This is a genomic window from Streptococcus atopicus (assembly GCF_049166725.1).
Classification (GTDB): domain Bacteria; phylum Bacillota; class Bacilli; order Lactobacillales; family Streptococcaceae; genus Streptococcus; species Streptococcus hominis.
This window is the reverse complement of record NZ_JBMHFC010000004.1, coordinates 46,000-72,641: the sequence shown is the minus strand read 5'-3', so window position 1 is coordinate 72,641 and position 26,642 is coordinate 46,000. Positions and strand designations below refer to the sequence as shown.

Sequence of the window (26,642 nt, the reverse complement as noted above, 5' to 3'; positions counted from 1 at the left end):
TTAACCCTTTAATTCTTCAAATGTTGCAATAAATTCATCGCCCCGAACTTCAAAATTTGGATACATATCCCAGCTTGCATTTGCTGGACTGAGAAGAACAATGTCACCTGCTTGAGCTTCAGCAAAAGCTTTTTGCGTCGCATCTTTCACATCTGCAGCATCCATATAGCTAACACCTGCTTTATCCGCTGCTCTCTTGACACGTGCTGCAGATTCTCCAAGAATAACCATTTTCTTCAATCCTTGAATATCTGGAACCAATTCGTCAAATTCATTGCCACGATCCAGTCCACCAGCAATCAAGATAACCTTGCTATTGTCAAAACCAGACAAGGCCTTTTGCGTTGCAAGAATATTTGTGGATTTGCTATCGTTATAAAATTTAACATGGTTGATTTCACCGACATATTGAAGGCGGTGCTTAACGCCACCGAAACCTGCCAATGTTTCTTTGATGACTTGATTTTCAATGCCACGCAGTTTCGCAACTGCAATAGTTGCAAGGGCATTTTCAACATTATGGCTACCCGGAACGCCAAGCTCATCTGCTGCCATAACAGGCTCTCCACGGAAAGTCAGCATGTTTCCCTCTAAGTAAGCGCCGTCTACCTTTTCCGTCGTTGAAAATGGTACAACGGTCGCTTGCGTCTTTGCAGCCAGCTCTTTCGCTAATGTTTGATTGAAATTCAATATGAGGAAGTCAGATTTGCTCATATTTTTTTGAATGTTCCATTTAGCAGCGACATAATTTTCAAAAGAGCCATGATAATCAATGTGAGTTGGCATCAGATTAGTAATCACTGCAATCTCTGGGTGAAAGGTTTCAATGCCCATGAGTTGGAAAGAAGACAACTCCATGACCAATGTATCATTTTGGGTTGCGGTTGTTGCAACTTGACTGGCTGGAAAGCCAATATTCCCAGAAAGCAGACCATTTTGACCACCTGCAGTCAAGACTTCCGCAATCATCGTTGTCGTTGTTGTTTTTCCATTAGAGCCCGTAATCCCAATAATTGGAGCATCTGAAATCAAATAGGCTAACTCCACTTCAGTGATGACTGGGATTTTCTTTTCCAAAGCTCTCGCTACCATAGGATTGTCGTAACGAATACCGGGATTTTTGACCATCAGTTCAAACTCTTCGTCCAAGAGTTCCAAAGGATGACCACCTGTTACCACTTTGATGCCTTCCTCAAGAAGAGACTGAGCAGCAGGATTTTCCTCAAATGGCTTTCCGTCATTCACTGTAACAATCGCTCCCAACTTATCTAGTAAACGAGCAGCGGCTTCACCAGATTTGGCCAAGCCTAAAACTAACACTTTTTTATTTGCAAAATTTGTAATGTGCTTCATAACACGCCTCTTTTTTTATTCTTCCTATCTATTTTACCTTTTTTTCAGAAAATAAAAAAGCCTTTACGGCTTTTTATTCTTGTCTGTTACGAAGTTTTGAGCAAAACGATACTTTTTTATCTTTTTGTGATAATTTTGAAATATCACGTAGGGAAAAATATGCTACGCCTATCATCAAAATTCCTACGAAAAACTCAGACGGTAATTGAAAAATCTGAAATACTGCCAATCCTAGTAAAATGATAAAAGCGACTAGGGCAATCACTAAAACTACTACATTTAAAGTTCCTTTAATGCTCTGCGGAGCAGCAAAAATGTAAAATAACAAAATGAGAATTCCAAAAATCAAATAAAACATTTCTGCTCCTTTCTAGCCCATCCGCTTCTTTAATATATTAGCAACGAAGCAAACCGTTCTTTCATTATTCAGCTGATTTTTTCTTTTTAGCAGCTTTGGCACGTTGGTTTTTATCAAGAATTTGTTTCCGCAGGCGGATTGATTCAGGCGTCACTTCCATGTATTCGTCATCGTTCAAGAATTCAAGTGATTCTTCCAATGTCAAAATACGAGGCGTTTTAATAACCGCTGTTTGGTCTTTCGTTGCAGAACGAACATTGGTCATTTGTTTGGCTTTTGTAATATTAACCGTCAAGTCATTTTCACGTGAATTTTCACCAATAATCATTCCTTCGTATACTTCTGTACCTGGATTGACAAAAATCGTTCCACGTTCCTCAATAGACATGATAGAGTATGTCGTTGCCTTTCCTGTATCAATTGACACAAGAGCTCCACGACGGCGTCCTCCAATCTCACCTGGAATCAATGGTAGGTATTGATCAAAAGTATGGTTCATAATCCCATAACCACGCGTCATAGAAAGGAATTCAGTTGAGTACCCAATCAATCCACGCGCAGGCACAAGGAAAATCAGACGTGTTTGTCCGTTTCCGGTAGCCACCATGTCTAACATTTCACCCTTGCGCTCAGAAAGACTTTGGATAACCGAACCTTGGTATTCTTCTGGGGTGTCAATTTGCACACGCTCAAATGGCTCGCATTGTATACCATCGATTTCTTTGACGATAACTTCCGGGCGCGACACTTGTAACTCATAACCTTCACGGCGCATGGTTTCAATTAAGATTGATAAGTGTAATTCTCCACGACCTGATACAATCCATTTATCTGGCGAGTCAGTCGGATCCACACGAAGCGAAACATCCGTTTGCAATTCAGCCTGCAAGCGTTCTTCAACCTTACGAGACGTTACCCATTTTCCTTCACGACCAGCAAATGGTGAATTGTTCACTAAGAAAGTCATTTGCAGCGTTGGTTCATCAATATGGAGAATCGGCAATGGTTCTACCACATCCGTCGGAGTAATGGTTTCACCAACGAAGATATCTTCCATACCAGATACTGCAATCAAATCACCCGCTTTGGCTTCGTCAATTTCACGACGTTCTAGCCCAAAGAAACCAAATAACTTGGTAACACGGAAATTTTTCGTTGTACCGTCTAATTTAGAAAGCGTCACTTGGTCTCCCACTTTTACAGTCCCGCGGAAAACACGGCCAATACCGATACGACCTACAAAGTCATTGTAGTCCAAAAGAGAAACTTGGAATTGAAGTGGCTCGTCTGAGTTATCCACTGGTGCTGGAATATGATCAATAATAGTATCAAAAAGCGGTGCCATAGTGTGCTCTTGGTCAGCAGGATCATCTGACATAGAAGACGTTCCATTGATAGCAGAAGCATACACAACTGGGAAATCTAATTGGTCATCATCTGCACCCAGCTCGATGAAAAGCTCCAAAACCTCGTCCACTACTTCTGCAGGACGTGCAGACGGTTTATCAATTTTATTAACGACAACAATCGGCACCAAATCTTGCTCAAGAGCTTTTTTTAACACAAAACGAGTTTGTGGCATGGTTCCTTCATAAGCATCAACAACCAGAACAACCCCGTCCACCATTTTCATGATCCGCTCTACTTCTCCACCAAAGTCCGCGTGTCCTGGAGTGTCCATGATATTGATACGAACACCGTTGTAAGCAACAGCTGTATTCTTAGCAAGAATGGTAATTCCGCGTTCTTTTTCAAGATCGTTGGAGTCCATTGCGCGTTCTTGCAACTCTTTTCGATCGTCCAAGGTATGTGATTGCTTCAATAATTCGTCTACTAGCGTTGTTTTCCCGTGGTCAACGTGAGCGATAATAGCGATATTGCGAATATCTTCTCTTAATTTTGTCATTTTATCCTCTAAATCTTAAGTTTTATTTCTAACTGAACAATTATACCACAGATTAAGGCAAAAAACACGGTTAAACTGGGTGTAAATGTTTTCATTAGAAAATCAATGTCCTACAAATTTATTTACATTCTTTATTGCAAAATTATGATATGATAAGAAAAAACAAAGGAAACTGTATGCGTTTAGATATTCTACTAGCTCAAGCTCACATTAGCCGTAAAAAAATGAAGCAAGCTCTACTAAAAAAGAAAATCTTAGTAGATGACTGTCCCGCTCGAAAACTCAGTCAAAATGTTGATACAGGTTTGCAGACGATTACGCTAGAAGAACAACCTGTCCTTGGCAAGCCTCATCAGTATTTTATGATGAATAAACCCCTTGGCGTTGTGACAGCTAACTCCGATGCCAAATTCCAAACAGTTCTAGAACTCATCAGACCTGAAGATTTCAGTGAAAATCTATATTCTGTTGGACGGCTCGATCGAGATACTTCTGGACTGCTGTTAATCACTGATAACGGTCCGCTCGGTTTTCAATTGCTTCATCCTCAATATCACGTCACAAAAACATACGAGGTTGAAGTTAATGGTCTCCTAGATGACCAAGCAGTACAATCCTTTCAAAAGGGCATCGTTTTTCTTGACGGAACAATTTGTAAACCAGCCACTCTTACAATTCGTTCTTCTAGCTCAAACAAGAGCCGTGCTACTGTCACTATTTCTGAAGGAAAATTTCACCAAATCAAAAAGATGTTTTTAACTGTTGGCGTCAAAGTTACTTCTCTGAAACGAACTCATTTCGGAGATTTTGAATTAGAACCAAACTTAGCCACAGGAGAATACCGAGCATTCAACCAAGCAGAACTCGAAATAGTGAGGCACTATCTAGAAAAAAGCTATTAAAAGTGAGCAACCCGCTTGGATTACTCACTTTTGATTTTTCCTTTCCATCCATCTAGTCCTGTAGAGAGGATGTAAATATTTTGATAACCTTGTTTTTTCAATAGAATAGCTGCATTCATAACACGTTGTCCACGGCTATTTTCGTACAGTAAAACAGTCTTGTCCTTACGAATCGCTCCTAAGCTTGTTTTTAATTGCTGTGACGGAATATTTCGTGCCCCTAAAATATGTTTACGACGAAAATCGGCTGGATCTCGTAAATCAATTAACTGACCTTGACGAATCATATCACCAAATTCTGCATTGTCTACTACCTTAGCCGCACGACGAACACGAATATAGTTAAAGCCCATCCAGCCTAACGTTCCAACAATAATTGCAAATAAAATCCAGTTTAACATGTTTTCTCCTCATTCTTCTTCAAATATTGTAATTCCAACTGATGTTCCTTTCGCAAGACCCGCTCAGCTTCTAGATAGTCCATTCTTTCTATCAAGCCCGCATCATAAATCCTCTCTAACTCAATTTTCATCATTTCAATATCATACAAGCGCTTACCCATATAGATAATAATGCCAAAACTTTTGAGGTATTGCTGCACATCATAAAGTGTTTTCATGAGGCTTATTTTACCAGAATTTTAGGAGTATTTCAAGGTTGAAAAGAACTCATTTTGTAAGTAAAACATTCTTCAAGTGCTCAAAAATAACAAAAAAAGCCGCCGATTGGGCGACTCTTATAGGGAGATTATTATGAAAAAGAAAAGTTTAGGATTTTTATCAAATAAAGTTAGGAGGTCTTCATCTGATGATGTTAGTATAACGCCACCTCCTTAAACTTATCTTAAATTCTAAAAGATTTTAAAAATTTATTTTCTACTCTCAAAAATTTACTTACAAACCCGGAGTTTGACCGATTTCTGCTGTTAACATCCAGATATTCTTTTCAAGTTCTGCTTTTGCACCGACAAAAATATCGTTGGTCACATCATCCCCTTCTTCATCTGTTACATCCAGAGCTTCTTGGTAGAGACCTACCAAGTAACGGAAGATTTCGATGACACGTTCCAAACTTTCTGCAACATTCTTACTGAATTTTCCTTCTTTTTCTTCAATATTGCTGTGTTGGATAAATTCACTCAAAGTTGAATACGGCGTTCCACCTAAAGTAATCAAACGTTCACTTACTTCATCCAAAGTCGTATCCAAGGTTTCCATGTACTCATCCATCTTAGGATGCCAAACCATAAAACCAGCTCCACGCATGTACCAATGTACTTGGTGAAGAGCAATGTGAGCGGTGTATAAATCCGCTACCACTTGGTTTAAAACTGCTTTTGTTTTGGGAAGAGACTTACTGAAAGACTCAACACTTGAGAAAGTTGCAACATCTTTTGCTGCTTCATTTTTTAGATTAACCATTATCCTACCTCGCTTTTATTTAGAATGATTCTAATCTTTTTGATTATAGTTTAATTATAATGTTTCTAAATAAGAAAGTCAAATGATTGAACTCAGAAATTTCTTTTATTAGAAAAGTTGTAATTTTTTAGAATTATTTGCGAATAAAAAAGTATGATTCATTTTTATTTTTTCTTGGTTGGAAGCATTGTGGCTTCTTTTTTAGGGCTGGTTGTTGATCGCTTTCCTGAACAGTCCATTATCGTTCCTTCCAGTCATTGTAATGCTTGTGGGCAGAAATTAGCACCTCGTGATTTAGTCCCTGTCCTTTCACAGCTTATCAATCGACTGCGCTGTCGGTTTTGTCAGTCAAAAATTCCCATTCGCTACTTGATGTTAGAGTTGGTAGGTAGTTTACTCTTTCTCGCAACTTCCTTAAGCTACTTAACTATCAGCCAACTTGTCTTGCTCATAATGGGAATTACACTAGCTCTTTATGATCAAAGAGAACAGGAATATCCTATCCTCATTTGGTTGTTCTTTCATCTTCTTCTCCTATTTTTGGTAGGTTTTAATCTTCTAATGATTAGTTTTTTAGCCCTTGGAATAGTAGCTTTTTTCTTTGACTTACGAATTGGCGCAGGAGACTTTCTTTTTCTAGCTTCTTGTTCAACTGTTTTCAAGTTGACAGAGATTCTTTGGCTGATTCAAATTGCCAGCTTAGTGGGCTTATGTCTCTTTTGCTTAAAAAAGAGAAAAGACAGGATAGCTTTCGTTCCCTGTCTTTTGATTGGAGTGATTGTTCTACTTGTGTATGAGTTGTTACTTCAATAAAATTAGAATGACATCCTATCATGAGGCTAGGATGGATGTATCCAGATTCAGCAGAGCCTCGAAATAAGAAAGCGATGATTACAATTTTCAAATTTTATTTTTTTTACGTCATCTTCCCAGATTTCATATTTCTGTAGGTATTGTACTCATGGGCGTCTATTTCACTCTTGATTTTTCGTGTTTCTTTTTTCTAAATAATCAGCAATAGCGGCTACATCTTTATCACCACGCCCAGATACATTGATGATGATAATCTTGTCCTTACTCAATCGAGGCGCGCGTTTAACTGCTTCTGCAATAGCGTGAGAACTTTCAATGGCAGGAAGGATTCCTTCTTTTTGTGTCAACAATAACAGTGCATCTACCGCTTCATCATCTGTTGCAGCCACATACTCAACTCGACCTGAATCTTTAAAAAAGGCATGTTCAGGACCAACTCCCGGATAGTCCAATCCAGCGGAAATAGAATAAACAGGAGCCACCTGACCGTCTTCTGAAAATACAGCATACGTTTTCATGCCATCAACAACTCCAATGGACCCTTTAGTCATTGTAGCCGCATGCTTGTCTGTATTCAAGCCATGACCAGCTGCTTCAACACCAGCTAAATTGACTTCTTTATCTGCCACGTATTCAGAAAATGCTCCAATTACATTAGAACCTCCGCCGACACAGGCAATAATATAATCTGGTAGGCGACCTTCCTTATCTAGAATTTGACGGCGGGATTCCTGACTAATAACCTTTTGAAACTCATGCACAATCGTTGGATAAGGATGAGGACCAACAGCCGAACCTAGGACATAAAAAGCATCTAAATCTGTCATCCAAGCAGCAAAAGCAGCATCCACCGCATCCTTTAATGTTTTAGTCCCTATTTCAACCGCATGGACAGTTGCTCCCATCATTTCCATTCGGAAAACATTCAATCGCTGACGTTCCACATCTTCTGCACCCATATATACATCGCATTTCATGCCAAACTTAGCTGCAGCTGTTGCTACTCCATGTTGACCAGCTCCAGTCTCTGCGATAACTCTGGCTTACCCATTCGTTTTGCTAGGAGAATTTGCCCTAAAACATTGTTTAATTTATGAGAACCTAGGTGATTCAAGTCTTCTCGTTTGAGATAGATTTTTGCACCTCCTAAGTAGTCCGTCAAACTTTCTGCAAAATAAAGCGATGTCTCTCGACCTGCATAATCTGCTAAATAATGATGATATTCTGCTAGGAACTCTGGATCATTTTTATACTTTTCAAATGTCCCCTCTAGCTCGTCTAATAAAACTTGAATCAGTTTCGGTACAAAGCTACCACCAAATTGACCAAAATCTCCTTTATTTTCTACCATGATGTTTCCTCACAATCTTTAGTATTCTTGAATTTAAACAACAAAATACCCCCACACAAAAAAACTGTGTGAGGGCGTATGAGCACGGTGCCACCTCAGTCATGGGAAAAGTAGACCTTATCCGCATATCTCTATCTTGTCTATCAACAAGTTACACTGTAAGGTGTGCACACCGAATTTTTATTGTTTCAAATTCATATCATTTACATCAGCCCATTTCATAAATATCTACTGCTTGTTTACACCTAACACAAGCTCTCTGGAAGCATCAATTTACTACTTTTCTGATGTTTGAGCATTATTATAGAGTTTTTCTACCATTCTGTCAATAAAATAGTGAAAAAGCATCCTAAATCCGAACAATAACCCTTATTTTTACTTAGAAGTCAGAAACTTATCTTTCCAATGGCTGACACAAGTTTTATACAATAGAAAAGCCAGATATCCGCCTAATGTATTTGTCCATAAATCATCTATTTCAAAAACACGATTGGCATCAATTAAAATATCTAACAAAATCTGCGTGCATTCGATAAAAAGGCTCATTGCAAAACTGGCAAATAGCAGACGCTTAGTGCTCCTCAACTTAGGAAAAAGCCAGAGGAGCTGAAAAATTAGTGGGCTCAGCAGAAATATATTCATTAGATTTTGTACAAAAACTTTGACCAATTGAAAGAAGGACGTAATTTGTCCAAGATTGACCAAAGAATTAAAGGGAATAAGGAGAACTACAATGCGTCCAAACTGCTGAATTCCTGGTGTTTCCATCCCTTCTTCTGGCACCTGAGGAAGAAAACACATCAGACACAATAAGAAGATGTAGAGCATGCTTCCCCAAGTCAGAATTTTACGTCCTTTAACTGTTAATTCTCCATTGGATTGCAGCCACACTTTTAACCTAGGCATGTTTCGCAAGTGCCTTCTCCTTGTCTTTCTTCATCGTATTGGAGCGCAATTGGCCGCAGGCTGCATCAATATCTGTACCATGCTCCTGACGAACAACACAGTTAATGCCATTCTTTTTTAGAGTATCGTAGAAAGCCATTACACGTTCCTTGGGACTGCGACTATATTGATCGTGCTCACTAACCGGATTGTAAGGAATCAAATTGACATACGATAGCTTTTTGATGTTTTTGAGCAATTCAGCTAATTCCAATGCCTGCTCTACTCCGTCATTGACTTCATTTAACATAATATATTCAAAGGTCACTCGGCGGTTGGTCGTTTCAATATAATATTCAATTGCCGCAAATAACTTCTCAATTGGAAAAGCACGATTGATTTTCATAATGCTAGAACGCAATTCATTATTGGGTGCATGAAGAGAAACAGCTAAATTAACCTGCACCCCTTCGTTTGCAAAATCACGAATTTTATGTGCTAGACCGGAAGTGGAAACCGTAATGTGACGAGCTCCGATAGCCAGCCCCTTGTCATCATTGACAGTTCGCACAAACTTGAGAACATTGTCATAGTTATCAAAAGGCTCGCCAATCCCCATAACCACAATATGGCTGACGCGCTCACCTTGTCCACGCTCATCAAAATATTTTTGCACCAGCATAATCTGAGACATAATTTCCCCATTATTCAAGTCACGCTGCTTTTTAATCAGCCCGCTGGCACAAAAAGTACAGCCAATATTGCAGCCAACCTGAGTAGTTACACAGACCGACAGACCATAGTGCTGACGCATGAGAACTGTTTCAATCAACATACCGTCTGGCAGTTCAAAAAGATACTTTACTGTGCCGTCAGCCGATTCCTGCACCACTCTTTGCTTTAGCGGATTGACAACAAATTCATCTTCTAACTTTGCTAATAAACCCTTTGAAATGTTTGTCATTTCTGTAAAAGACTGAACCCGTTTGCGATAAAGCCACTCCCAAATCTGAGTAGCTCGAAATTTCTTTTCTCCTTTACTTTCTGTCCAATCTATCAAATCCTGACGGGTCAAACTATAAATTGATGGTTTCATTTTTTCTCCTTCATTTCGTTACAAAATCCCATTCCATACACTATTTTTGACGAATAACAAAATGGCGCTGGCTGCTTGTTTGTTGTTGCTTCGTTGAATTTTGCTTTCTTGCTCTTTGCTTTTGATTTTGTCGCTTACTGCGCTGGCGATTTTCTCGCTTGGGTTGCTCTTCTTTATAGGAGCGAGCCTGTTTAGAACGACGTGGTTTGTTCTCACTTTCTTTCTTGTGATGTGATTTTTTATCAAACGATGCGCGACGCGGCTGTAAATTTTCCAAGACAAAATAAGCACAGCCATAATTGCAGTATTCTAGTAAATATTCTTCTAAACGGCTGATTTTTTCTTCACTTTCATTTGCCTTGTCATCTTTATAAAATCCACGCAAACGCAACTGCTCATTTCCCCAGTCGCCAACAATATAATCAAATTTTGTTAAAATTTCTGAAAAGCGCTGATTAAAAACCGTTATATCAAAGCCTTCCTTGAAATTCTCTACCAAGTCAAATTCAATTGTCTCAGTCAAGATTTTGGTTCCTATTTGCCGAAACTCCGGTCCAGGAAATTTATTATAATTGTATAATTCAGGTGCAATTTCTTTTCGCATAGTCATCCTTTATCATTTATTCTTGTATTAAACCTATTTTACCATAAAAAGAAGTGTTTTTGATAGTTGAAATAGGGAAAGAAGAAAAGAGCAAAGTCAAATTTCTATCATTAACTTGCTCTTTTATTGAATTATTTTTACGACTTTTTTGTGCTCTTGAGGTAATCAATTGCGTCTTGCAAGGTCTTGACAGGTACAATTTTCATTTTAGTTTTAATTTTTTTAGCAGCTGCCAAAGCTGTCTCATAGTTTGTTTTCGCTTTAGGATTGGATTTTTTCACTTCCTTGGTGACTGGATTATTTGGTGCAAAGAAAATTTCTGCACCCTTTTTTGCTGCTGAAACAACTTTTTTGTCAATCCCACCAATGTCGCCAACTTTTCCTTCGCGGTCAATCGAACCTGTCCCAGCAATATTTCTGCCGTCTCTCAATGTTGGATCTGCAATTTGCGTATAAATTGCCAAACTAAACATCAAGCCCGCACTTGGTCCACCAATACCGGCAGTTGAAAATTCAATTGGTGTGTTGCTTGTGACTTCTGTTCGGTCAATCAAACTAATGCCAATCCCGTTTTTCCCATTTTCAAGTTTAATAATTTTACCTGTAGCAGACTTCTTCTGACCGTCTTCTACATAGTTCACCTTGACCTTGCTGCCAATCTTTTGCGCTCCGACATAGTCTATCAATTCTTTTGAACTATTGAAAGTCTTATCATTCACACCTGTCACGGTATCTGCAATATTTAAAATACCTTTAAAAGTAGAATTCTTTGTGACTTGCAAGACGTAAACCCCTAGATATTTCAGAGTAATGTCTTTGCCAGCTTTTTTCAACCCTTGGTATTTAGCTAGGTTTTGCGACGTTTCCATATAAAACTGATTGATCCGCATGTATTCTTTATCAGAAGTTCCACCAGTCAAATCCTTCGCCGAATAAATATCCGTAAAAGGTGTCAGCCAAGCATAAACCAAATGAGCGAAGGTCGCATGCTGAATTCCAACCGTTACAAAATTATAAGAACCTTTTTCCTTATCTTCTTTGTTGTCCACGCGCAATACCTGACGGACATCCGCTGCACCACCTGGCACCTCAATATAATAAGGCAAGGGAACTACAAAAGATAAGAAAAGCAAAATCAACCCTACTACTGCAATTATCGGCCATTTTTTAAATTTATTTCTTGGTTTTTCCATATTGTTTCTTTAACTCCTTTATGACACTTTCGGGCACATACTTTGAAATATCCTGCTCAAAGGAAATCAATTCACGAATTCTTGATGAGCTGAGATGCTGATAAGCTGGTTTGCTTATCAAAAAAATGGTTTCTATCTCAGGTGCTAATTCATGATTGAAAAAGTTGAGATTCCCCTCATAATCCAAATCCTGACTATTACGTAATCCCCGTACAAAAGTTGTCACTCCTAGCTTTCTAGCTACTTCCACTGCCAATTCATCATGAGAAGTAACAATTTTTACATTCTCCAAATGAACTAGAGCAGCTGCTATCATTTTTTCTTTCGCTTCAATACTAAAAAAACTCGTTTTCTCAAGATTATAAAAAATACCAACATAAAGGCAATCAAAGAGCTTACTAGCTCGCTTAATCAAGTCAATATGCCCCTTTGTAATCGGGTCAAAAGAGCCCGCAAATAATCCAATTTTATCTGACATAAACCGTCACCTTTGAAATTCCATATATTTTTTGCTTCCAGATACCTAGCCCTGCGATTTCTTCTGGTAAATCCACCGACTTGTCTGTCTCACAAACAACCAGTACATCATCGCTCAGAAGCTCTCGTTCAATCATTTTTATAATATCTGAAACAATCTGTTCTTTTGCATAGGGTGGATCTAACAAAACCAAGTCAAACTGTCCTGTGACCAATTCAAGTGCTCGATTGGACTCCATTTTCAGAAGTTCAAATCGTTCTTTTTCCTTAGTCATACTGATATTTTGGCTGATAATCGCTTGCGCCCTGCGGTCTTTTTCAACCAAAACAGCCGAAACCATGCCTCGCGAAATAGCTTCAATCGCTAAACTGCCGCTTCCAGCATACAAGTCCAGAACCTGTCCTCCATCAAAATAAGGACCAATCATATTAAAGATAGCTCCCTTAACCTTGTCTGTCGTCGGTCTGGTTGTTTTGCCTTCCAATGTTTTAAGAGGACGCCCCCCATATTTCCCTGCAACAACTCTCATAAAGAATATTATAACAAAATCTCTAAAGAATGTATCAGTTTTTCTTCTGTGATAGCTGTAAGTCAATTGTTTTTTCTGTCTAACTTTTGAAATGCAGTTCAAACATGATGATTTTTAATACAGTTTTTTGCAATTATCTCGAGCTGATTGCAGACCACATAAAAAATCCCCTGATATGAATCAGAGGATTGATTGATTATCTCACTTCAAGCAAGCCAACGTCACCGTCTTCACGACGATACAAAACATTGGTTGTGTTGTCTTCTACATCAGTATAGATGAAAAAGTCATGTCCCAATAAATCCATTTGAAGAAGAGCTTCTTCTAAGTCCATTGGTTTTAAGTCAATTTGTTTGGAGCGAACGACTTTTGCAGGTGCAGCTTCAGCTTCTTCAACAACAGCATCTGTAAACAACTGACTGGTTGATTTTTTATTACGGTTTTTACGTTCAATTTTTGTTTTATTTTTACGAATTTGACGTTCAATTTTGTCTGTCACCAAATCAATAGAACCATACATATCTTGAGAAACATCTTCTGCACGAAGAGTGATAGAACCAAGTGGAATAGTTACTTCAACTTTGGCTGTTTTTTCACGATAGACTTTCAAGTTTACACGTGCATCCAATTCTTGGTCAGCTTGGAAATACTTTTCGATTTTTTCAAGTTTAGAAACTACATAGTCACGAAGAGCTTCTGTTACTTCTAGGTTTTCACCACGGATACTATATTTAATCATATAAGTACCTTCTTTCTAAGCGTTTTGTTTTTCTTTATTTTATTATAACGCTTTCATTATTTTTTTGCAAATTTTTTGTTACCTTGCCAATGAAAATGTCACAATTTCTTTCACTCCTGCTTCCACTAAAATTTCCTTGGCTAATTGTAGGGTTGAGCCTGTTGTATAAATGTCATCTATCAAAAGAACTTTTGTCGGAACTTGAACATTGTCTTTCACTTTAAAGCACTGCTGGCTTTGCAAGCGCTCCTCTCTCGTCTTGCTTGATTGAGCAATTGTATCATGCTTTTCTAAAACTTCCTTAAATGGCAACTTTGTACCCTCAAGAAGAGCTGTCACTTGATTAAACCCTCTTGTCTGATACTTTTTGGCACTTACAGGAATGGGAACAAGCGTATAATCGCTGTATCCTTTTAATTCCTTTTGCAAAACTTCTGTAAATACAGAATAAAGAGTATAATCTCCTTGAAATTTATATTGGCTGAAAAAGTCTTTCATGGCTTCGTTATATACAAAACAACTTTTATGACAAACTTCTTTTCCTTTTTCTATCCATACTTGGCAATCCATGCAGACTTCGCACGTCCCTTCACGATAGCACTTCGGGCAATGCTGCCCTGAAATGCGCTGAAATTTTTCAAAACAGTCATCACAAGCCCTTGCTTTTGGCTTCTTCAAGGTCAATAAATCACAGAATGTTAGTTTTTCATCAAGTGTATTTTCACATAAAACACATGAATTCATAAACCGGCCTCCTGATTCATCTCCTGAATTTCTTTAATCGCTTTTTCTATCGCCATAGTTGTACCATCATGAAAAAAGATTAACTCGCCTGTCGGTCGATCCATACTGCGACCGACGCGTCCAGCGATTTGTACCAGAGCGCTGCGACTAAACAGACGGTGGTTGGCTTCCACCACGAAAACATCTACACAAGGAAAGGTCACCCCACGCTCCAAAATCGTCGTCGTTACCAAAATCGTGATTTCTTTTTGACGAAACTTCTCTACAATTTCTAGTCGATTTTCAGTCGTCGAAGCTACAAAACCAACTTTTTCATTTGGAAAATTGCTTTGGAGAATCTCTGCCAGCTCCTGCCCTCTTCTGATCTCGGAAGCAAAAATAAGAAGTGGAAATCCTGTTTTTCTCTGCTTTTGAATAAACTGCCTTAACTTGGGAACTAGCTTCTTTTGACCAAGATATTTTTGAAAATCCGCCAACCAAATTTTTTGCGGAACAATCAAAGGATTGCCATGAAAACGTCTGGGTAGACTCAAACGAGTTAATTCTCCTTTAGCCACTTTTTTATCCAGCTCATCTGTGGAAGTTGCTGTTAAGAAAATCTTCGTCCCCTCTACTTTGACTGCCTGATGAACTGCATGATAAAGCATCGGATTGTCCACATAAGGAAAGGCATCTACTTCATCAACGATAAGAAGATCAAAGGCTTGATAAAATTTGAGAAGCTGATGCGTTGTAGCAATCACGAGAGGACTGCGGGAATATGCTTCTGATTCGCCGTGCAGGAGTGAAATATCACAGGTAAAATCTACTTTCAGTCTGCGATAAAGTTCTAAGCAGACATCAATTCTGGGGCTAGCTAAGCAGACGGCTCCGCCTTGATTGATGACTTGTGCCACCACCTGATAGATCATTTCCGTCTTTCCGGCTCCTGTGACTGCGTGAACCAAGCTATCTTTGCGTTTGGTAACCGCCTCTACAAGTCCTTGAGAAACCTTAGCTTGAAATTCTGTCAACTTTCCTTGCCATTTCAAGACATTCGCTTTAGGAAACTCTTCCTGTGGAAAATAGTAGAGATCTTCATCGCTTCTGATCCTTCCTAAGATCAAGCAAGACCTGCAATAATAAGTACCTATTGGTAGTCGCTGTTTTTCTTTGTCAATGGCTTGTCCACAGCGATTGCAGCTTAACCTCCCTTTTTCTTCTACCATTCCAGTTAAGGTTTGTGCTTGCAATTGCAATTCTGGTAACAGTTGATTTTTTGTAAAAATACGACCTAAACAATCTTGTAATTCCGTCATATCTATTTATTCGGAAAAACTTTGGCAAAATAAAAGTTTTTTTGTAAAATGAAGATATGGAATTTAGAACAATCAAAGAGGACGGTCAAGTCCAAGAAGAAATCAAAAAATCACGCTTTATCTGTCACATTAAGCGTGTGACAACAGAGGAAGAAGCACGAAATTTTATTCAGGCTGTCAAAAAAGAACACTACAAAGCTACTCATAACTGCTCTGCCTTTATTTTAGGAGAGCGGAGCGAAATGAAGCGAAGTAGTGATGATGGCGAACCCAGCGGAACTGCTGGCGTGCCTATGCTGGGCGTCTTAGAAAATCATCAACTAACCAACGTCTGTGCTGTCGTGACGCGCTATTTTGGGGGCATCAAGTTAGGAGCAGGTGGACTCATTCGGGCTTATGCTGGCAGCGTTGCCCTAGCTATCAAAGAAATCGGAAGTGTCCACATAAAAGAACAACTTGGACTAAGGCTTACTCTTTCCTACAGTCAATATCAAGAGTTGCCAAATTTTCTTAAAGCCAAACAGTTGCAAGAACAGGATACAGCTTTTACAGATCAAGTACAAACGACTATTTTTGTTGACAAAGACGATAAGGAGAGCGTTATAGAAAGTTTGATTGAACTGTTCAATGGAAAAATCGACATTGTTGAGCAGGGATTGCGGAAAGTTGAGGTTCCCATTTCTTTATCCTAAATATTAAAAAAAGCTATCAACTTGATAGTTTTTTTATATTTTACAAAGACTCTTTTTCGTTTTATACTGATTGTATCAACAGAATTGAGGTATCATTTTATGTCACAAATTTATCATAACATTACAGAACTCATTGGAAATACTCCTATCGTGAAATTGAACAAGCTGGTTCCAGAAGGCGCTGCTGATGTCTATGTCAAGCTAGAAGCTTTCAATCCGGGGTCATCCGTCAAAGATCGCATTGCTCTTAGCATGATTGAGACTGCTGAGCAAGAGGGCTTGCTTCAACCAGGTGCAACCATTGTCGAAGCAACCAGCGGAAATACCGGAATCGGTTTGTCTTGGGTCGGTGCAGCTAAAGGTTATAAGGTCGTTATTGTTATGCCAGAAACCATGAGTGTGGAACGCCGCAAAATTATCCAAGCTTATGGCGCCGAATTGGTGCTCACTCCCGGAAGCGAGGGAATGAAAGGTGCGATTGCCAAAGCTGAAGAAATCGCCAAAGAACGCAACGGATGGCTGCCGCTACAGTTCAATAATCCAGCTAATCCTGAAGTACACGAAAGAACAACAGGAGCAGAAATTATCTCTGCTTTCGGTGAAAAAGGATTGGATGGCTTTGTCGGAGGAGTTGGCACAGGTGGTACAATTTCTGGCGTTTCTCACGCTCTCAAAAAAGTCAATCCAAATATACAAGTTTACGCAGTTGAAGCCGATGAGTCCGCTATCCTGTCTGGTGAAAATCCTGGACCACACAAAATTCAAGGAATTTCAGCTGGTTTTATTCCAGAAACACTGGACACTCAAGCTTATGACGGTATTGTCCGTGTTACCTCTGATCAAGCGCTTGACCTTGGACGCCGTGTCGGTGGACAAGAAGGCTTTCTTGTAGGGATTTCTTCTGCCGCAGCTATCTATGCCGCACTTGAAGTCGCCAAAAAACTAGGAACAGGTAAAAAAGTCCTAGCTCTTGCTCCAGATAACGGCGAGCGCTACCTCTCAACCGCTCTCTACAATTTTGAGGTTTAGAAATCAAGGCATATACACGTACAAACTTTAAATTTGGATTTGCCAACAGTTTAAAAAGAACAGCTCAATAATAGAGCTGTTCTTTTTTGATGGATGGGGATGTTGGAAGATGCTGGTAACTTTCTTATTTCAGGTACTCCACCTAAAATATATACACTAAGTAAGAACCTTTCTGACCTCGGATGTTGATGTATCAATTTAAGTTCATTATACCAAAATCAAACCCAATCGTATAGCTGGGTTTGGGAAATTTATAAAAAGAAACTTAATGGGAGAGATTTTTATAATGGCGGTCTGTAACCTAAGTTTTTAACTAGTTTATCGTATTCTTGGGAATTTAATTGAGTTAATTTCCCTATTTGATTACGATACCAATGTCTCGTGTTAGTATCAGTAAATAATATTGATACCATAGGACATTCACCAGAACCACTCCCATAAGTATTTATTGAATCTATTTTTTCCCCTGGTACTAAATATGAATAATAATTGATAAGATTATCATCCCAGTTTTTAATATCTTTAAAATGAAGATATTTCTTATTACTTAACGCTAAAACTACTACATTATATATAGGTAAATGAGAATTGTTATTAATAATTAAATCAGATCTAATAAAACAATTTTTAGGTTGGTCATCTGAATTTGATACACTTGTTAACCAGGCTGCAATTTTTGAGGCTTGTTCAGCTTCCTTTTCTTTTTCTATTGATTTTAATTGAAGTCGTGCAACCCCAATAGAAAATAAACCACCTATAAATGCTCCTATGATTGTTGTCATTAAATTTGAAAAATTAATCACTTGCTAAAACTCCTTTATAAACTTTTGGTATCAATTCTCAATGTAACTGATTTTACAATTTAGATATATTTTCTCTCAAATAAATTGTCAGTTTAATTATATCATAGTACATACCTTACAGCTAAATATATATTCCTCTTATAAATTTACACTACACACTAGTAACAAAAAACACGGTTTTTACACCGTGTTTTCTTGTATCTATCTAGTCTGACTAACTCAACTTTCTCATCTCTTCAATCCGTGCTACAGTCGCATCATACTTAGCTTGGTAGTCGGCTTGTTTGTCGCGTTCTTTTTGGACGACTTCTGGTTTGGCGTTAGCGACGAATTTTTCGTTGCTGAGTTTCTTGGCAACTATATCCAATTCTTTTTGCCATTTAGCAAGTTCTTTGTCAAGACGTGCCAATTCTTCTTCAACGTTAAGAAGGTCAGCAAGTGGCAAGAAGATTTCAGCACCTGTTATGATGCTGGACATAGCTAATTCTGGCGCCTCAATGCCAGAAGCAATTTCCAAATGCTCTGGATTGGTAAAACGCTTGATGTAGTTGACATTGGCATTGAAGAAACTTTCCAATTCTTTATCGCTGGTTTTCACCAGGATGGTGATTGGTTTGCTTGGAGCAACATTCACTTCGCTACGTGCGTTACGAACAGCACGAATCAGGTCTTTCAGGCTTTCAACACCTTTATGCGCAGCTTCATTTTCAAAGGCTGAATTAACAGTTGGGTAGGCTGCTGTTACAATTGAATCTTCAGAAATTTGTTCAAAGATTTCTTCCGTCACAAATGGCATGATTGGGTGAAGCAAACGAAGAACCTTATCAAGCGTGTAAAGAAGAACTGAACGGGTGATAACTTTTTCATCCTCGTTATCGCTGTAAAGCACTTCTTTGGTCAATTCAACGTACCAATCCGCAAATTCATCCCAGATGAAGTTGTAAAGGATGTGACCTGCCACACCGAATTCAAATTTATCAAAGTTTTCAGTAACTTTGGCAATTGTTTCATTCAAGTTGTGAAGAATCCAGCGGTCAGTTACGTTACCAGCCGTACCAGCAACAACTTTTTCAACATTTGTACTAGCTTGGTCAAGCGTAAGGTCTTCATTGTTCATCAAAATGTAACGAGAGATATTCCAGATTTTGTTAATGAAGTTCCAGCTGGCGTCCATCTTTTCGTAAGAGAAACGAACGTCTTGACCTGGGGCAGAACCGTTTGACAAGAACCAACGAAGCGCATCAGCACCATATTTTTCGATAACGTCCATTGGATCAATACCGTTACCAAGTGATTTAGACATTTTACGTCCTTGTTCGTCACGGATAAGACCGTGGATAAGCACGTTTTCAAATGGACGACGTCCTGTGAATTCCAATGATTGGAAAATCATACGTGACACCCAGAAGAAGATGATATCATAACCAGTTACCAATGTAGATGTTGGGAAGTAACGTTTGAAGTCTTCTGCTTCTATGTCAGGCCAACCCATTGTGGAGAATGGCCATAATGCTGAACTAAACCAAGTGTCAAGCACATCTTCGTCTTGAGTCCAGCCGTCACCTTCTGGAGCTTCTTCACCAACGTACATTTCGCCTTCAGCATTGTACCATGCTGGGATTTGATGCCCCCACCAGAGCTGACGAGAGATAACCCAGTCGTGAACATTTTCCATCCATTGAAGGAAAGTATCGTTGAAACGTGGTGGGTAGAATTTCACTTCGTCATCTGTGTCTTGATTGGCAATAGCATTTTTAGCTAATTGATCCATTCTAACGAACCATTGTGTTGACAAACGTGGTTCAACCATAACACCCGTACGTTCTGAATGACCAACAGAGTGTGTCATTTTTTCAATATTAACAAGGGCACCGATTTCTTCCAATTTTTTAACAACGGCTTTGCGAGCTTCAAAGCGATCCATGCCAGCAAATTCACCAGCAAGGTCGTTCATCGTACCGTCATCATTCATGACATTAACTTGAGGAAGATTGTGACGTTGACCAACAAGGAAGTCGTTAGGGTCATGGGCTGGAGTGATTTTAACCACACCAGTACCAAATTCTGGGTCAGCGTGTTCATCACCAACGATTGGAATAGCTTTGTTAACGATTGGCAAGATAACATTTTGTCCAATCAGATCTTTGTAACGATCATCATTTGGGTTAACCGCAACGGCAACGTCACCGAACATTGTTTCAGGACGAGTTGTGGCAACTTCAAGGCTACGTGAACCATCTTCCAACATGTAGTTCATGTGGTAGAAAGCACCTTCGACATCTCTGTGGATAACTTCGATATCAGAAAGGGCTGTACGAGCTTTTGGATCCCAGTTGATGATAAATTCACCACGATAAATCCAACCTTTTTTATAAAGTTCAACAAAGACTTTACGAACTGCTTTTGACAATCCTTCATCAAGAGTGAAACGTTCACGTGAATAATCAACAGAAATTCCCATCTTGCCCCACTGTTCTTTGATGGTTGCCGCATACTCATCTTTCCATTCCCAGACTTTATCTAAGAATTTTTCACGACCGAGGTCGTAGCGTGAGATACCATCTTCAGCAAGACGTGCTTCAACTTTTGCCTGTGTTGCAATCCCCGCATGGTCCATACCAGGAAGCCATAAAGTATCAAAACCTTGCATACGTTTTTGACGGATAATAATATCTTGCAAAGTAGTATCCCAAGCGTGACCAAGGTGCAATTTCCCCGTCACATTTGGTGGTGGAATCACGATAGAGTAAGGCTTAGCCTTCTTATCTCCAGACGGCTTGAAAACATCCTCATCCAACCATTTTTGATAACGCCCAGCCTCAACCTCAGCTGGGTTGTATTTTGGTGAAAGTTGTTTCATTTTAGTTCTCCTTTTCTAAATTATTGCTTTTTTGGACTTGTATGATGTTTAACTGCTCTGATATATTCCTCATCTACACTTGTTTTACATTTCTTAAAACAAATTTTTATTTCATTCTTCGAACGCTCCCAATCATATTTTAATAGCAATTCTAAATATCTACTAAGTTTTTCACAATCTTCTTCATTATAAGTGAAGCTATTCAATAATTTCCAAATATGTCCATCTTTCATATAATAATCTTTGGATTCATCTGGGAGATTAATTCCGTAAGGATTTATTTGTGCTTTCAGTCTACTTATTGCCAACCTTCTATTTCTATCAGCTAATAAATCAGCTATTATTAACCTTATTCCTTTTCTCCACTCAGAACGCTCTTTTGTGATGTACTCTAAGTTATTTTTCTTATTAAATTGAATTAACGTAATCAAAGCAGTTATTAAAGTTCCACTTGATAGAATTTGTAACCAATTTTCCAATATTTTCTTATTCCTCCCTATATATCATTCAACTATCTGATTATAATGGCATCAAGATTGTAGTACTCTACTTCACGCTGAACCGCTCCACTACTTTTTTAAACTGTTCGTAATTTCCAAACAGTTGCCGTTTTTTCCAATTCACCATCATTATAAATGTTAGCAAAATGCTCACTTACCGTTGATTTGGTGACACCAAACAACTCAGCAATCCCTTTTTGAGTCAGTCACAGATTCTCATCCTGTAAGAATATCCAGATGCACCTCACCATTTGGCGTGGTATAAAGGACAAAATTAGAGATTTCATTCAACCCTTCTCCTCCCACTCACTTTTCAGCAATCCATAACGCAATAAATCACAGCGCTTGCCTCGGCTATCTTTGCGGTCACGAATGCGAGATTCGAGGGTGAAGCCAAGTTTTTCAGCAATACGCTGGCTTGCTTTGTTGTATCCATAGCATTCAATTTCGATTTTGTGAAGATTGAGTAGGGTAAATCCAACTTCCAACAGCGCACGCGCAGCTTCTGTCACAAGCCCTTGCCCCCAATAATCTGGGTGAAGCAAATAGCCCATTTCAAGAACATCATCAGCATGGCGATTATTAAAATCAATCGAGCCAATGACTTCATCTGTTCCTTTCAAGCAGATACCATAACCAGACGGTATTTTTTGCTCAATCCAGCGCTTTGGCATAATGTTTTTGAGATAATTTTCCTCTTCTTCCACGCTTTCTGCAGGTAGAAAACCAGCTGGCCAAGTCACCTCTGGCAAACTCGCATAAGCAAAAATCTCTTTAGCATCTGAGACTAGACGTTGGCGCAAATACAGCCGCTCTGTCTCAATATCAGGAAGTTTATTGTCTTCAATTTGACCTAAAATATTTATCATAATCTCTCTCCGTTCTGATTATAAAAAATCGCCCCTGCCATATCCATGACAGGGACGAATGAGTTTATCCGCGGTACCACCCAATTTCGGGCAGACGCCCGCAACTCTAGCCTTCTTGTTTATCTTTTATTACATCGTTAGCTCGCTTAGGCGTACGCCAGTACAGCCCGTAACTCACTGCCTAGTCCTAAAAGTAAACAAAAAGGCACCATTATTTCAATTTTAGTCTTAGCAACCAGTTTTGACATTTGTGCGGATTTCTCAGCAACACCACTTTCTGTGACAAATGGGATTCAAAACACCTCTAATGCATTTAGTTTAACATGTTTTCTAGAGAAAATCAATAATTTCTCTGCCCAAAAAGTCCGTCTGGTAGGTCATGAAATCCCTTGCCCTCTTGATAGTTGGCAAATTTCCCCAATAGAAACTGATAGGCATCCAGACGGCTCTCATAACGAATCGCAGCTTCCTTAGCGCGTTCATCTTGGTCTTCTTCATAGACTTTCTGACTCTCTTGAAGAGCCATTTCGTTGATTGCCACCTGAGTTTTGACCCAAGCTTCAAAATCCTTTAAAAATTCCTGTTCGTACATCATCATATTCCTTCTAATCTACTCCTCGGTAGAAATCTTCTTCAATATCACGGAAAGGCTGAATATCTTGGACATATTCCAGCACACCTTGAAATTCTCCTGCTTCATCTCTCACTGCCGCATACGTCACATGAACAAATTTATCCCGCGACTCAGACTTGAACCACATAACAAACTTGTCTCGCTTGCCTTCACGCAATTCCTTAAAAATAAAGCGAACTTTCTCCAAAAACTTAGGCGGGTGGCACAGCTCGACATTGCGCCCCACTTGACCCGGCGTCCGTTTGAAAATCATCTCATCAGCTGACACACTGTCATTGTAGTACTGGAAAATATCCTCCTTATTAACAAAGGTAATCTCCATTGGCAGATGATTGAGAATCAAATTAGCCTCTTCCACTGATAAATAGCCATGTCCAAACGGCTGTTGGTTCTGCCGATCAAAATTGTTTTCTGCCTTTTTCTTTTTTGGTTTAAAGGAAATGGTGACCTGCCCATCAGGCGTCTCAATGACTTGCTGAATAGTACCGTCTGACACAAACTCGTCACTGGCTGCCGCTTCGCTTCCAGTTTTCTCAGCAGCCTCTTTTTCTGCCTCCGTGAATGATTGACGAGCTGGTACCCACTTTTCAGCCGGCTTGATAATCGCATAGCCATAGGCACCACTTTCTTCTGCAATTTTCAACCAATCGTCCTGTGTGAAAGATTCCAGCAAAATCATAAGCAAGATGGATTCTTCCTTGAAAATCATCGCCTCAAATTCAGCCGCAAAATTTTCAAATGTTGCTCGAACTGGCTCGATACCTAGGTTAGACAAATCTTCAGCAGCAGTCTTTGCTTCCTGAAAAAGCTCTCGAATCTGGTCGTCCACACCCCACATAACCTTGGGTGGTGAGTCATGACCGTATTTCTCCATAATCGGAAACATCAGCTCTTCCTTGCGCTGATAATGAATGTCAAATTGACCGACCAAGCCCAGCTGGCGCATCAACCCCTTTTCCAACTCTGTCTTCATTTCTGCATCATCTGTTTGAGCATAGGTATCAAGGAGGCGCCGGATCCGCAACAGAGCCGCTCTCAGAGCCAGATTTTCCTGCTTAAAAATTTGAACTGGATGTCCTGGATGATCTGTGTCAGCCACTTCTACATTTTTCACTGCTCCCTTAAAAAGATTCGCATGAACATTGCAAAGCGACATAACATCCTCAAAGGTTACACCCGTATCCGAGTTCATCAGTTCGTGCTCCATAAGACTGATCTCAATAGCCGAAACGCCTGTAAAATGCTTGTTAAACTGCTCTTGAACCTCTTCTGCTGTTGCGCCATGGTGCAAATCCAGCAAAATGGATTTCAAAATCTCAATTCGTTCATCTGCCATTAGTCTAGCCCCACCACTTCATAGCCATTTGCTTCCAATGTCATGACAATTTTATCCATAGGGGTTCCCTCTAACTTAGAACCTTGTTTTAACGACACCTTGCGACCAACCGTATTGCGCATGATTGGATTGGCAAGCGGTTTAAAACCCAGTTCCACCAAAATTTCTAACACTTCTGGGTGCTTGTCCACTACTTCTGCTACAGGAATGGATACATCAATGATATTGTCCATATTTCACCTCATGAACATTTTTCTATTATTATAACACAAAAAGCAGTTGCTTTCTAAGCAAAATCAAAGCGTTCTTTATCTTTGCCTCATTCCATTTTTCTGAATCAAGCATCTATAACTATTTTTAATATAGTATAAGTATTTGTTATAATAAAATGATTTTGTATTTTTCACAAGTAAAATAATTGATAGCCCCTCTTTTTAAAGCAAAATATTTCACAAACAAAAGAAAATTTATTAAATCACAGATTTGAAAACGTTTTTATAATCGTGATATAATAATTTCAAAAACAGAACTAAGGAGATAGTATGTCTATTACAACTTTACTAAACATCAAATATCCAATTTTTCAAGGTGCTATGGCGCAAATTTCTCACTATCAGTTGGCTGCTGCTGTTTCAGAAGCGGGTGGCTTGGGGATTATTGCTTCAGGTGGTATGACTGGCGACCAATTGCGCGAAGAAATTCGTGAATTGCGTAAACTCACAGACAAACCATTCGCTGTTAATGTGATGCTGATGCTGAAAAATGTCGAAGAGCTTGTGAATGTTATCATCGAAGAAAAAGTTCCTGTTGTGACAACTGGTGCTGGCACCCCTAAATTTATTCTGCCCGCTCTCAAAGAAGCGGGTATCAAGGTTATTCCAGTCATTGCCAGCGTGAAACATGCTAAAAAAATGCAGGAATTAGGTGTTGACGCTGTTATCGCTGAAGGAGCTGAAGCGGGTGGTCATATCGGTAGCACCAATACCATGGCTTTGCTGCCACAAATTACTGATGCGGTTGATATTCCCGTGATTGGTGCAGGGGGTATTGCAGACGGTCGTGGACTTGCTGCTGCTTTCGTTTTAGGCGCACAAGGAGTTCAACTCGGCACGGTATTTCTCGCGTCAGAAGAATGCCCAATCGCTGAAAGTTATAAAGAAGCCGTTCTCAAGGCAAATGATACAGATACAGCTGTCACAGGTAGGAGGGCGGGTGCCCCCGTTCGTTGTATTCGAAACGAAATGACAGATCATTATATAGAACTTGAAAATAAAGGTACCAGCCGTGGGAAACTAGAAGAGATTACTATTGGAGCTCTCTCAAAAGCTGTATATGACGGAGATACCAAAAATGGCTCCATGATGTGCGGTCAAATTGCTGGTATGATAAAAGAAATCCGACCATGCAAAGAAATCATTGAAACAATTGTCTCAGATGCACAAAAAGTATTGGAAAATACAGATATTTCCTTGTAAAATAAAAAAACTTGTAGAGATTGTTTTCTACAAGTTTTTCTATTGCTGAAGGAGTTGAAAATATTTGCGTTTCATTTTATTACTCAACTTCTGTCGCCTATTTATCATCTGCTTCAAACTAGACTCACTCATGAACAAGTCATTCTATCCCATTTACCAAACGCTATAAAATATCAATAGTATTGCTAAAGGATACCTTCTTTGCAACTTTTACATCCTGATCCTTTGAACTTTCGTTGTTAGGAGGCGCCTTGTACATTATTCTAACATACAGTAAAAGTGTTTCATATCATTTTCTGTCATTTTCAGTACGTTCCTGTCCCCACCAGTAAGGCATGAGTTCTCCCAAAGTAATCGTTTCTCGTTTTTCAAAATCCAACATAAACTCTAAATGACGACTCTCAGGATTCAACTCCATTAGAAATTCTCTACACGCCCCACAAGGCATACCAGAACCTCCGCCATAAGGCGGTTTATCGCGAAAAGCCAATACTCGTTTCATTTTTGTCTGCCCAGAATACTGATACATATTAAAAGCTGCTGCCCTTTCAGCACAGAGATGAAAGACACTACATTTATTATACCAACTTCGTTGATTTTATCTGCAACCTCCAACAGTCCTCAAGCTGTTGGAGCAAAGCAAAAGCCGATATAAATCTTTCCGTCCTCTGCTTCAATAGCTGCTACAACATGATTAGCGTACACAAAGGGCGATACCTCATGCAGATCATAGAACTCCTTGCCTTCTTCATGCATTTTTCCCAAATATTCATT

The 26,642-nt window shown here is 39.2% G+C and carries 27 protein-coding genes and 3 pseudogenes; 5 read left to right on the top strand and 25 right to left on the bottom strand.

The window, feature by feature from the left end; all coding sequences use genetic code 11:
- The 3 genes from murD to typA all read right to left on the bottom strand — a co-directional run bounded on the left by murD (position 1) and on the right by typA (position 3,617).
- Positions 1–1,353, bottom strand: coding sequence for a UDP-N-acetylmuramoyl-L-alanine--D-glutamate ligase (gene murD, locus ACOMA9_RS04105; RefSeq protein ID WP_003043168.1), 1,353 nt, complete (start codon positions 1,351–1,353; stop codon positions 1–3).
- Between the two features lie 73 nt (positions 1,354–1,426).
- Positions 1,427–1,711 carry a DUF3165 family protein gene (locus ACOMA9_RS04100; protein ID WP_003043425.1) on the bottom strand — a complete coding sequence of 95 codons (285 nt, stop codon included), beginning with the start codon at positions 1,709–1,711 and terminating at the stop codon, positions 1,427–1,429.
- Between the two features lie 64 nt (positions 1,712–1,775).
- Positions 1,776–3,617, bottom strand: coding sequence for a translational GTPase TypA (gene typA, locus ACOMA9_RS04095; RefSeq protein ID WP_049533489.1), 1,842 nt, complete (start codon positions 3,615–3,617; stop codon positions 1,776–1,778).
- A gap of 176 nt (positions 3,618–3,793) precedes the next feature.
- Here typA and ACOMA9_RS04090 point away from each other — a divergent pair, with 176 nt between their 5' ends.
- Positions 3,794–4,519 carry a pseudouridine synthase gene (locus tag ACOMA9_RS04090; protein WP_421424725.1) on the top strand — a complete coding sequence of 242 codons (726 nt, stop codon included), beginning with the start codon at positions 3,794–3,796 and terminating at the stop codon, positions 4,517–4,519.
- Positions 4,520–4,539: 20 nt separating this feature from the next.
- Here ACOMA9_RS04090 and ACOMA9_RS04085 read toward each other — a convergent pair whose 3' ends face one another.
- The 3 genes from ACOMA9_RS04085 to ACOMA9_RS04075 all read right to left on the bottom strand — a co-directional run bounded on the left by ACOMA9_RS04085 (position 4,540) and on the right by ACOMA9_RS04075 (position 5,940).
- A complete protein-coding gene (locus tag ACOMA9_RS04085) occupies positions 4,540–4,920 on the bottom strand; it encodes a rhodanese-like domain-containing protein (RefSeq protein WP_174720992.1) in 381 nt (126 codons plus the stop codon).
- On the bottom strand, positions 4,914–5,138 hold the full coding sequence (locus tag ACOMA9_RS04080; protein ID WP_003025724.1) for a YqgQ family protein: 225 nt from the start codon (positions 5,136–5,138) through the stop codon (positions 4,914–4,916). Before ACOMA9_RS04080 ends, ACOMA9_RS04085 begins: the two co-directional genes overlap by 7 nt.
- 274 nt (positions 5,139–5,412) lie before the next feature.
- On the bottom strand, positions 5,413–5,940 hold the full coding sequence (locus ACOMA9_RS04075) for a Dps family protein (protein ID WP_003032411.1): 528 nt from the start codon (positions 5,938–5,940) through the stop codon (positions 5,413–5,415).
- Positions 5,941–6,093: 153 nt separating this feature from the next.
- Between ACOMA9_RS04075 and ACOMA9_RS04070 the strand changes: the two genes are divergently transcribed.
- The gene (locus ACOMA9_RS04070) at positions 6,094–6,753 is read left to right on the top strand and encodes a prepilin peptidase (RefSeq protein WP_421424722.1); all 660 of its coding nucleotides are present in this window, start codon (positions 6,094–6,096) and stop codon (positions 6,751–6,753) included.
- Positions 6,754–6,914: 161 nt separating this feature from the next.
- On the opposite strand, the pseudogene trpB reads toward ACOMA9_RS04070, so the two are convergent.
- From trpB to ACOMA9_RS04020, 10 genes and pseudogenes are all read right to left on the bottom strand, one after another.
- Positions 6,915–8,104, bottom strand: a pseudogene (trpB, locus tag ACOMA9_RS04065) (tryptophan synthase subunit beta).
- A 375-nt stretch (positions 8,105–8,479) separates the two neighbouring features.
- Positions 8,480–9,010: a VanZ family protein gene (locus ACOMA9_RS04060; protein ID WP_421424720.1), complete on the bottom strand. Its 531-nt coding sequence runs from the start codon at positions 9,008–9,010 to the stop codon at positions 8,480–8,482.
- Positions 9,003–10,085: a dual-specificity RNA methyltransferase RlmN gene (rlmN, locus tag ACOMA9_RS04055; protein ID WP_049533493.1), complete on the bottom strand. Its 1,083-nt coding sequence runs from the start codon at positions 10,083–10,085 to the stop codon at positions 9,003–9,005. The genes ACOMA9_RS04060 and rlmN overlap by 8 nt, the downstream gene beginning before the upstream one ends.
- 40 nt (positions 10,086–10,125) lie before the next feature.
- The gene (locus tag ACOMA9_RS04050; RefSeq protein WP_347103957.1) at positions 10,126–10,689 is read right to left on the bottom strand and encodes a YutD family protein; all 564 of its coding nucleotides are present in this window, start codon (positions 10,687–10,689) and stop codon (positions 10,126–10,128) included.
- Between the two features lie 137 nt (positions 10,690–10,826).
- Entirely contained in the window at positions 10,827–11,882 is a 1,056-nt protein-coding gene (locus ACOMA9_RS04045) for a SepM family pheromone-processing serine protease (RefSeq protein ID WP_347103956.1), read from the bottom strand.
- Positions 11,863–12,360, bottom strand: coding sequence for a pantetheine-phosphate adenylyltransferase (coaD, locus tag ACOMA9_RS04040; protein ID WP_021001374.1), 498 nt, complete (start codon positions 12,358–12,360; stop codon positions 11,863–11,865). The genes ACOMA9_RS04045 and coaD overlap by 20 nt, the downstream gene beginning before the upstream one ends.
- Positions 12,350–12,898, bottom strand: coding sequence for a 16S rRNA (guanine(966)-N(2))-methyltransferase RsmD (gene rsmD, locus ACOMA9_RS04035; RefSeq protein ID WP_025271932.1), 549 nt, complete (start codon positions 12,896–12,898; stop codon positions 12,350–12,352). Before rsmD ends, coaD begins: the two co-directional genes overlap by 11 nt.
- Positions 12,899–13,085: 187 nt before the next feature.
- Entirely contained in the window at positions 13,086–13,628 is a 543-nt protein-coding gene (hpf, locus tag ACOMA9_RS04030; RefSeq protein ID WP_003025754.1) for a ribosome hibernation-promoting factor, HPF/YfiA family, read from the bottom strand.
- A 78-nt stretch (positions 13,629–13,706) separates the two neighbouring features.
- Entirely contained in the window at positions 13,707–14,372 is a 666-nt protein-coding gene (locus ACOMA9_RS04025; protein WP_421424717.1) for a ComF family protein, read from the bottom strand.
- Positions 14,369–15,670 (bottom strand): ATP-dependent helicase ComFA, encoded by a 1,302-nt coding sequence (locus ACOMA9_RS04020; RefSeq protein WP_330944821.1) that lies wholly within the window; start codon positions 15,668–15,670, stop codon positions 14,369–14,371. Before ACOMA9_RS04020 ends, ACOMA9_RS04025 begins: the two co-directional genes overlap by 4 nt.
- A 56-nt stretch (positions 15,671–15,726) precedes the next feature.
- Between ACOMA9_RS04020 and ACOMA9_RS04015 the strand changes: the two genes are divergently transcribed.
- Positions 15,727–16,362, top strand: a complete 636-nt coding sequence (locus tag ACOMA9_RS04015) for a YigZ family protein (protein WP_330944820.1) — start codon at positions 15,727–15,729, stop codon at positions 16,360–16,362.
- Positions 16,363–16,461: 99 nt separating this feature from the next.
- On the top strand, positions 16,462–17,391 hold the full coding sequence (cysK, locus tag ACOMA9_RS04010) for a cysteine synthase A (protein WP_421424714.1): 930 nt from the start codon (positions 16,462–16,464) through the stop codon (positions 17,389–17,391).
- Positions 17,392–17,672: 281 nt separating this feature from the next.
- Here cysK and ACOMA9_RS04005 read toward each other — a convergent pair whose 3' ends face one another.
- The 8 genes and pseudogenes from ACOMA9_RS04005 to ACOMA9_RS03970 all read right to left on the bottom strand — a co-directional run bounded on the left by ACOMA9_RS04005 (position 17,673) and on the right by ACOMA9_RS03970 (position 24,626).
- Entirely contained in the window at positions 17,673–18,194 is a 522-nt protein-coding gene (locus tag ACOMA9_RS04005; protein ID WP_330944819.1) for a hypothetical protein, read from the bottom strand.
- 214 nt (positions 18,195–18,408) lie between these two features.
- Entirely contained in the window at positions 18,409–21,054 is a 2,646-nt protein-coding gene (locus ACOMA9_RS04000; RefSeq protein WP_330944818.1) for a valine--tRNA ligase, read from the bottom strand.
- Positions 21,055–21,074: 20 nt separating this feature from the next.
- Positions 21,075–21,533 (bottom strand): hypothetical protein, encoded by a 459-nt coding sequence (locus ACOMA9_RS03995; RefSeq protein WP_053090514.1) that lies wholly within the window; start codon positions 21,531–21,533, stop codon positions 21,075–21,077.
- Positions 21,534–21,634: 101 nt separating this feature from the next.
- A pseudogene (locus ACOMA9_RS03990) lies at positions 21,635–21,845 on the bottom strand (virulence RhuM family protein); the annotation flags it as partial.
- Positions 21,842–22,423, bottom strand: coding sequence for a GNAT family N-acetyltransferase (locus ACOMA9_RS03985; RefSeq protein ID WP_330944817.1), 582 nt, complete (start codon positions 22,421–22,423; stop codon positions 21,842–21,844). The pseudogene ACOMA9_RS03990 and the gene ACOMA9_RS03985, both read right to left, overlap by 4 nt.
- Positions 22,424–22,763: 340 nt before the next feature.
- Positions 22,764–23,018, bottom strand: coding sequence for a DUF1912 family protein (locus tag ACOMA9_RS03980; protein ID WP_024052094.1), 255 nt, complete (start codon positions 23,016–23,018; stop codon positions 22,764–22,766).
- A 10-nt stretch (positions 23,019–23,028) separates the two neighbouring features.
- A complete protein-coding gene (locus ACOMA9_RS03975) occupies positions 23,029–24,393 on the bottom strand; it encodes a DUF438 domain-containing protein (RefSeq protein WP_421424711.1) in 1,365 nt (454 codons plus the stop codon).
- Positions 24,393–24,626, bottom strand: a complete 234-nt coding sequence (locus ACOMA9_RS03970) for a DUF1858 domain-containing protein (protein ID WP_003025778.1) — start codon at positions 24,624–24,626, stop codon at positions 24,393–24,395. Before ACOMA9_RS03970 ends, ACOMA9_RS03975 begins: the two co-directional genes overlap by 1 nt.
- Positions 24,627–24,935: 309 nt before the next feature.
- Between ACOMA9_RS03970 and ACOMA9_RS03965 the strand changes: the two genes are divergently transcribed.
- On the top strand, positions 24,936–25,868 hold the full coding sequence (locus ACOMA9_RS03965; protein WP_421424708.1) for a nitronate monooxygenase: 933 nt from the start codon (positions 24,936–24,938) through the stop codon (positions 25,866–25,868).
- 289 nt (positions 25,869–26,157) lie between these two features.
- On the opposite strand, the pseudogene ACOMA9_RS03960 reads toward ACOMA9_RS03965, so the two are convergent.
- Positions 26,158–26,641: pseudogene (locus ACOMA9_RS03960) on the bottom strand (cytidine deaminase family protein).
- Between the last annotated feature and the right edge of the window lies 1 nt (position 26,642).

What these genes read in the sequence shown, in the direction of transcription:
- murD (WP_003043168.1), bottom strand. Translation starts at nt 1,353, where the DNA reads ATGAAGCACATTACAAATTTTGCAAATAAAAAAGTGTTAGTTTTAGGC.
- ACOMA9_RS04100 (WP_003043425.1), bottom strand. Translation starts at nt 1,711, where the DNA reads ATGTTTTATTTGATTTTTGGAATTCTCATTTTGTTATTTTACATTTTT.
- typA (WP_049533489.1), bottom strand. Translation starts at nt 3,617, where the DNA reads ATGACAAAATTAAGAGAAGATATTCGCAATATCGCTATTATCGCTCAC.
- ACOMA9_RS04090 (WP_421424725.1), top strand. Translation starts at nt 3,794, where the DNA reads ATGCGTTTAGATATTCTACTAGCTCAAGCTCACATTAGCCGTAAAAAA.
- ACOMA9_RS04085 (WP_174720992.1), bottom strand. Translation starts at nt 4,920, where the DNA reads ATGTTAAACTGGATTTTATTTGCAATTATTGTTGGAACGTTAGGCTGG.
- ACOMA9_RS04080 (WP_003025724.1), bottom strand. Translation starts at nt 5,138, where the DNA reads ATGAAAACACTTTATGATGTGCAGCAATACCTCAAAAGTTTTGGCATT.
- ACOMA9_RS04075 (WP_003032411.1), bottom strand. Translation starts at nt 5,940, where the DNA reads ATGGTTAATCTAAAAAATGAAGCAGCAAAAGATGTTGCAACTTTCTCA.
- ACOMA9_RS04070 (WP_421424722.1), top strand. Translation starts at nt 6,094, where the DNA reads ATGATTCATTTTTATTTTTTCTTGGTTGGAAGCATTGTGGCTTCTTTT.
- ACOMA9_RS04060 (WP_421424720.1), bottom strand. Translation starts at nt 9,010, where the DNA reads ATGCCTAGGTTAAAAGTGTGGCTGCAATCCAATGGAGAATTAACAGTT.
- rlmN (WP_049533493.1), bottom strand. Translation starts at nt 10,085, where the DNA reads ATGAAACCATCAATTTATAGTTTGACCCGTCAGGATTTGATAGATTGG.
- ACOMA9_RS04050 (WP_347103957.1), bottom strand. Translation starts at nt 10,689, where the DNA reads ATGCGAAAAGAAATTGCACCTGAATTATACAATTATAATAAATTTCCT.
- ACOMA9_RS04045 (WP_347103956.1), bottom strand. Translation starts at nt 11,882, where the DNA reads ATGGAAAAACCAAGAAATAAATTTAAAAAATGGCCGATAATTGCAGTA.
- coaD (WP_021001374.1), bottom strand. Translation starts at nt 12,360, where the DNA reads ATGTCAGATAAAATTGGATTATTTGCGGGCTCTTTTGACCCGATTACA.
- hpf (WP_003025754.1), bottom strand. Translation starts at nt 13,628, where the DNA reads ATGATTAAATATAGTATCCGTGGTGAAAACCTAGAAGTAACAGAAGCT.
- ACOMA9_RS04025 (WP_421424717.1), bottom strand. Translation starts at nt 14,372, where the DNA reads ATGAATTCATGTGTTTTATGTGAAAATACACTTGATGAAAAACTAACA.
- ACOMA9_RS04020 (WP_330944821.1), bottom strand. Translation starts at nt 15,670, where the DNA reads ATGACGGAATTACAAGATTGTTTAGGTCGTATTTTTACAAAAAATCAA.
- ACOMA9_RS04015 (WP_330944820.1), top strand. Translation starts at nt 15,727, where the DNA reads ATGGAATTTAGAACAATCAAAGAGGACGGTCAAGTCCAAGAAGAAATC.
- cysK (WP_421424714.1), top strand. Translation starts at nt 16,462, where the DNA reads ATGTCACAAATTTATCATAACATTACAGAACTCATTGGAAATACTCCT.
- ACOMA9_RS04000 (WP_330944818.1), bottom strand. Translation starts at nt 21,054, where the DNA reads ATGAAACAACTTTCACCAAAATACAACCCAGCTGAGGTTGAGGCTGGG.
- ACOMA9_RS03985 (WP_330944817.1), bottom strand. Translation starts at nt 22,423, where the DNA reads ATGATAAATATTTTAGGTCAAATTGAAGACAATAAACTTCCTGATATT.
- ACOMA9_RS03980 (WP_024052094.1), bottom strand. Translation starts at nt 23,018, where the DNA reads ATGATGTACGAACAGGAATTTTTAAAGGATTTTGAAGCTTGGGTCAAA.
- ACOMA9_RS03975 (WP_421424711.1), bottom strand. Translation starts at nt 24,393, where the DNA reads ATGGCAGATGAACGAATTGAGATTTTGAAATCCATTTTGCTGGATTTG.
- ACOMA9_RS03970 (WP_003025778.1), bottom strand. Translation starts at nt 24,626, where the DNA reads ATGGACAATATCATTGATGTATCCATTCCTGTAGCAGAAGTAGTGGAC.
- ACOMA9_RS03965 (WP_421424708.1), top strand. Translation starts at nt 24,936, where the DNA reads ATGTCTATTACAACTTTACTAAACATCAAATATCCAATTTTTCAAGGT.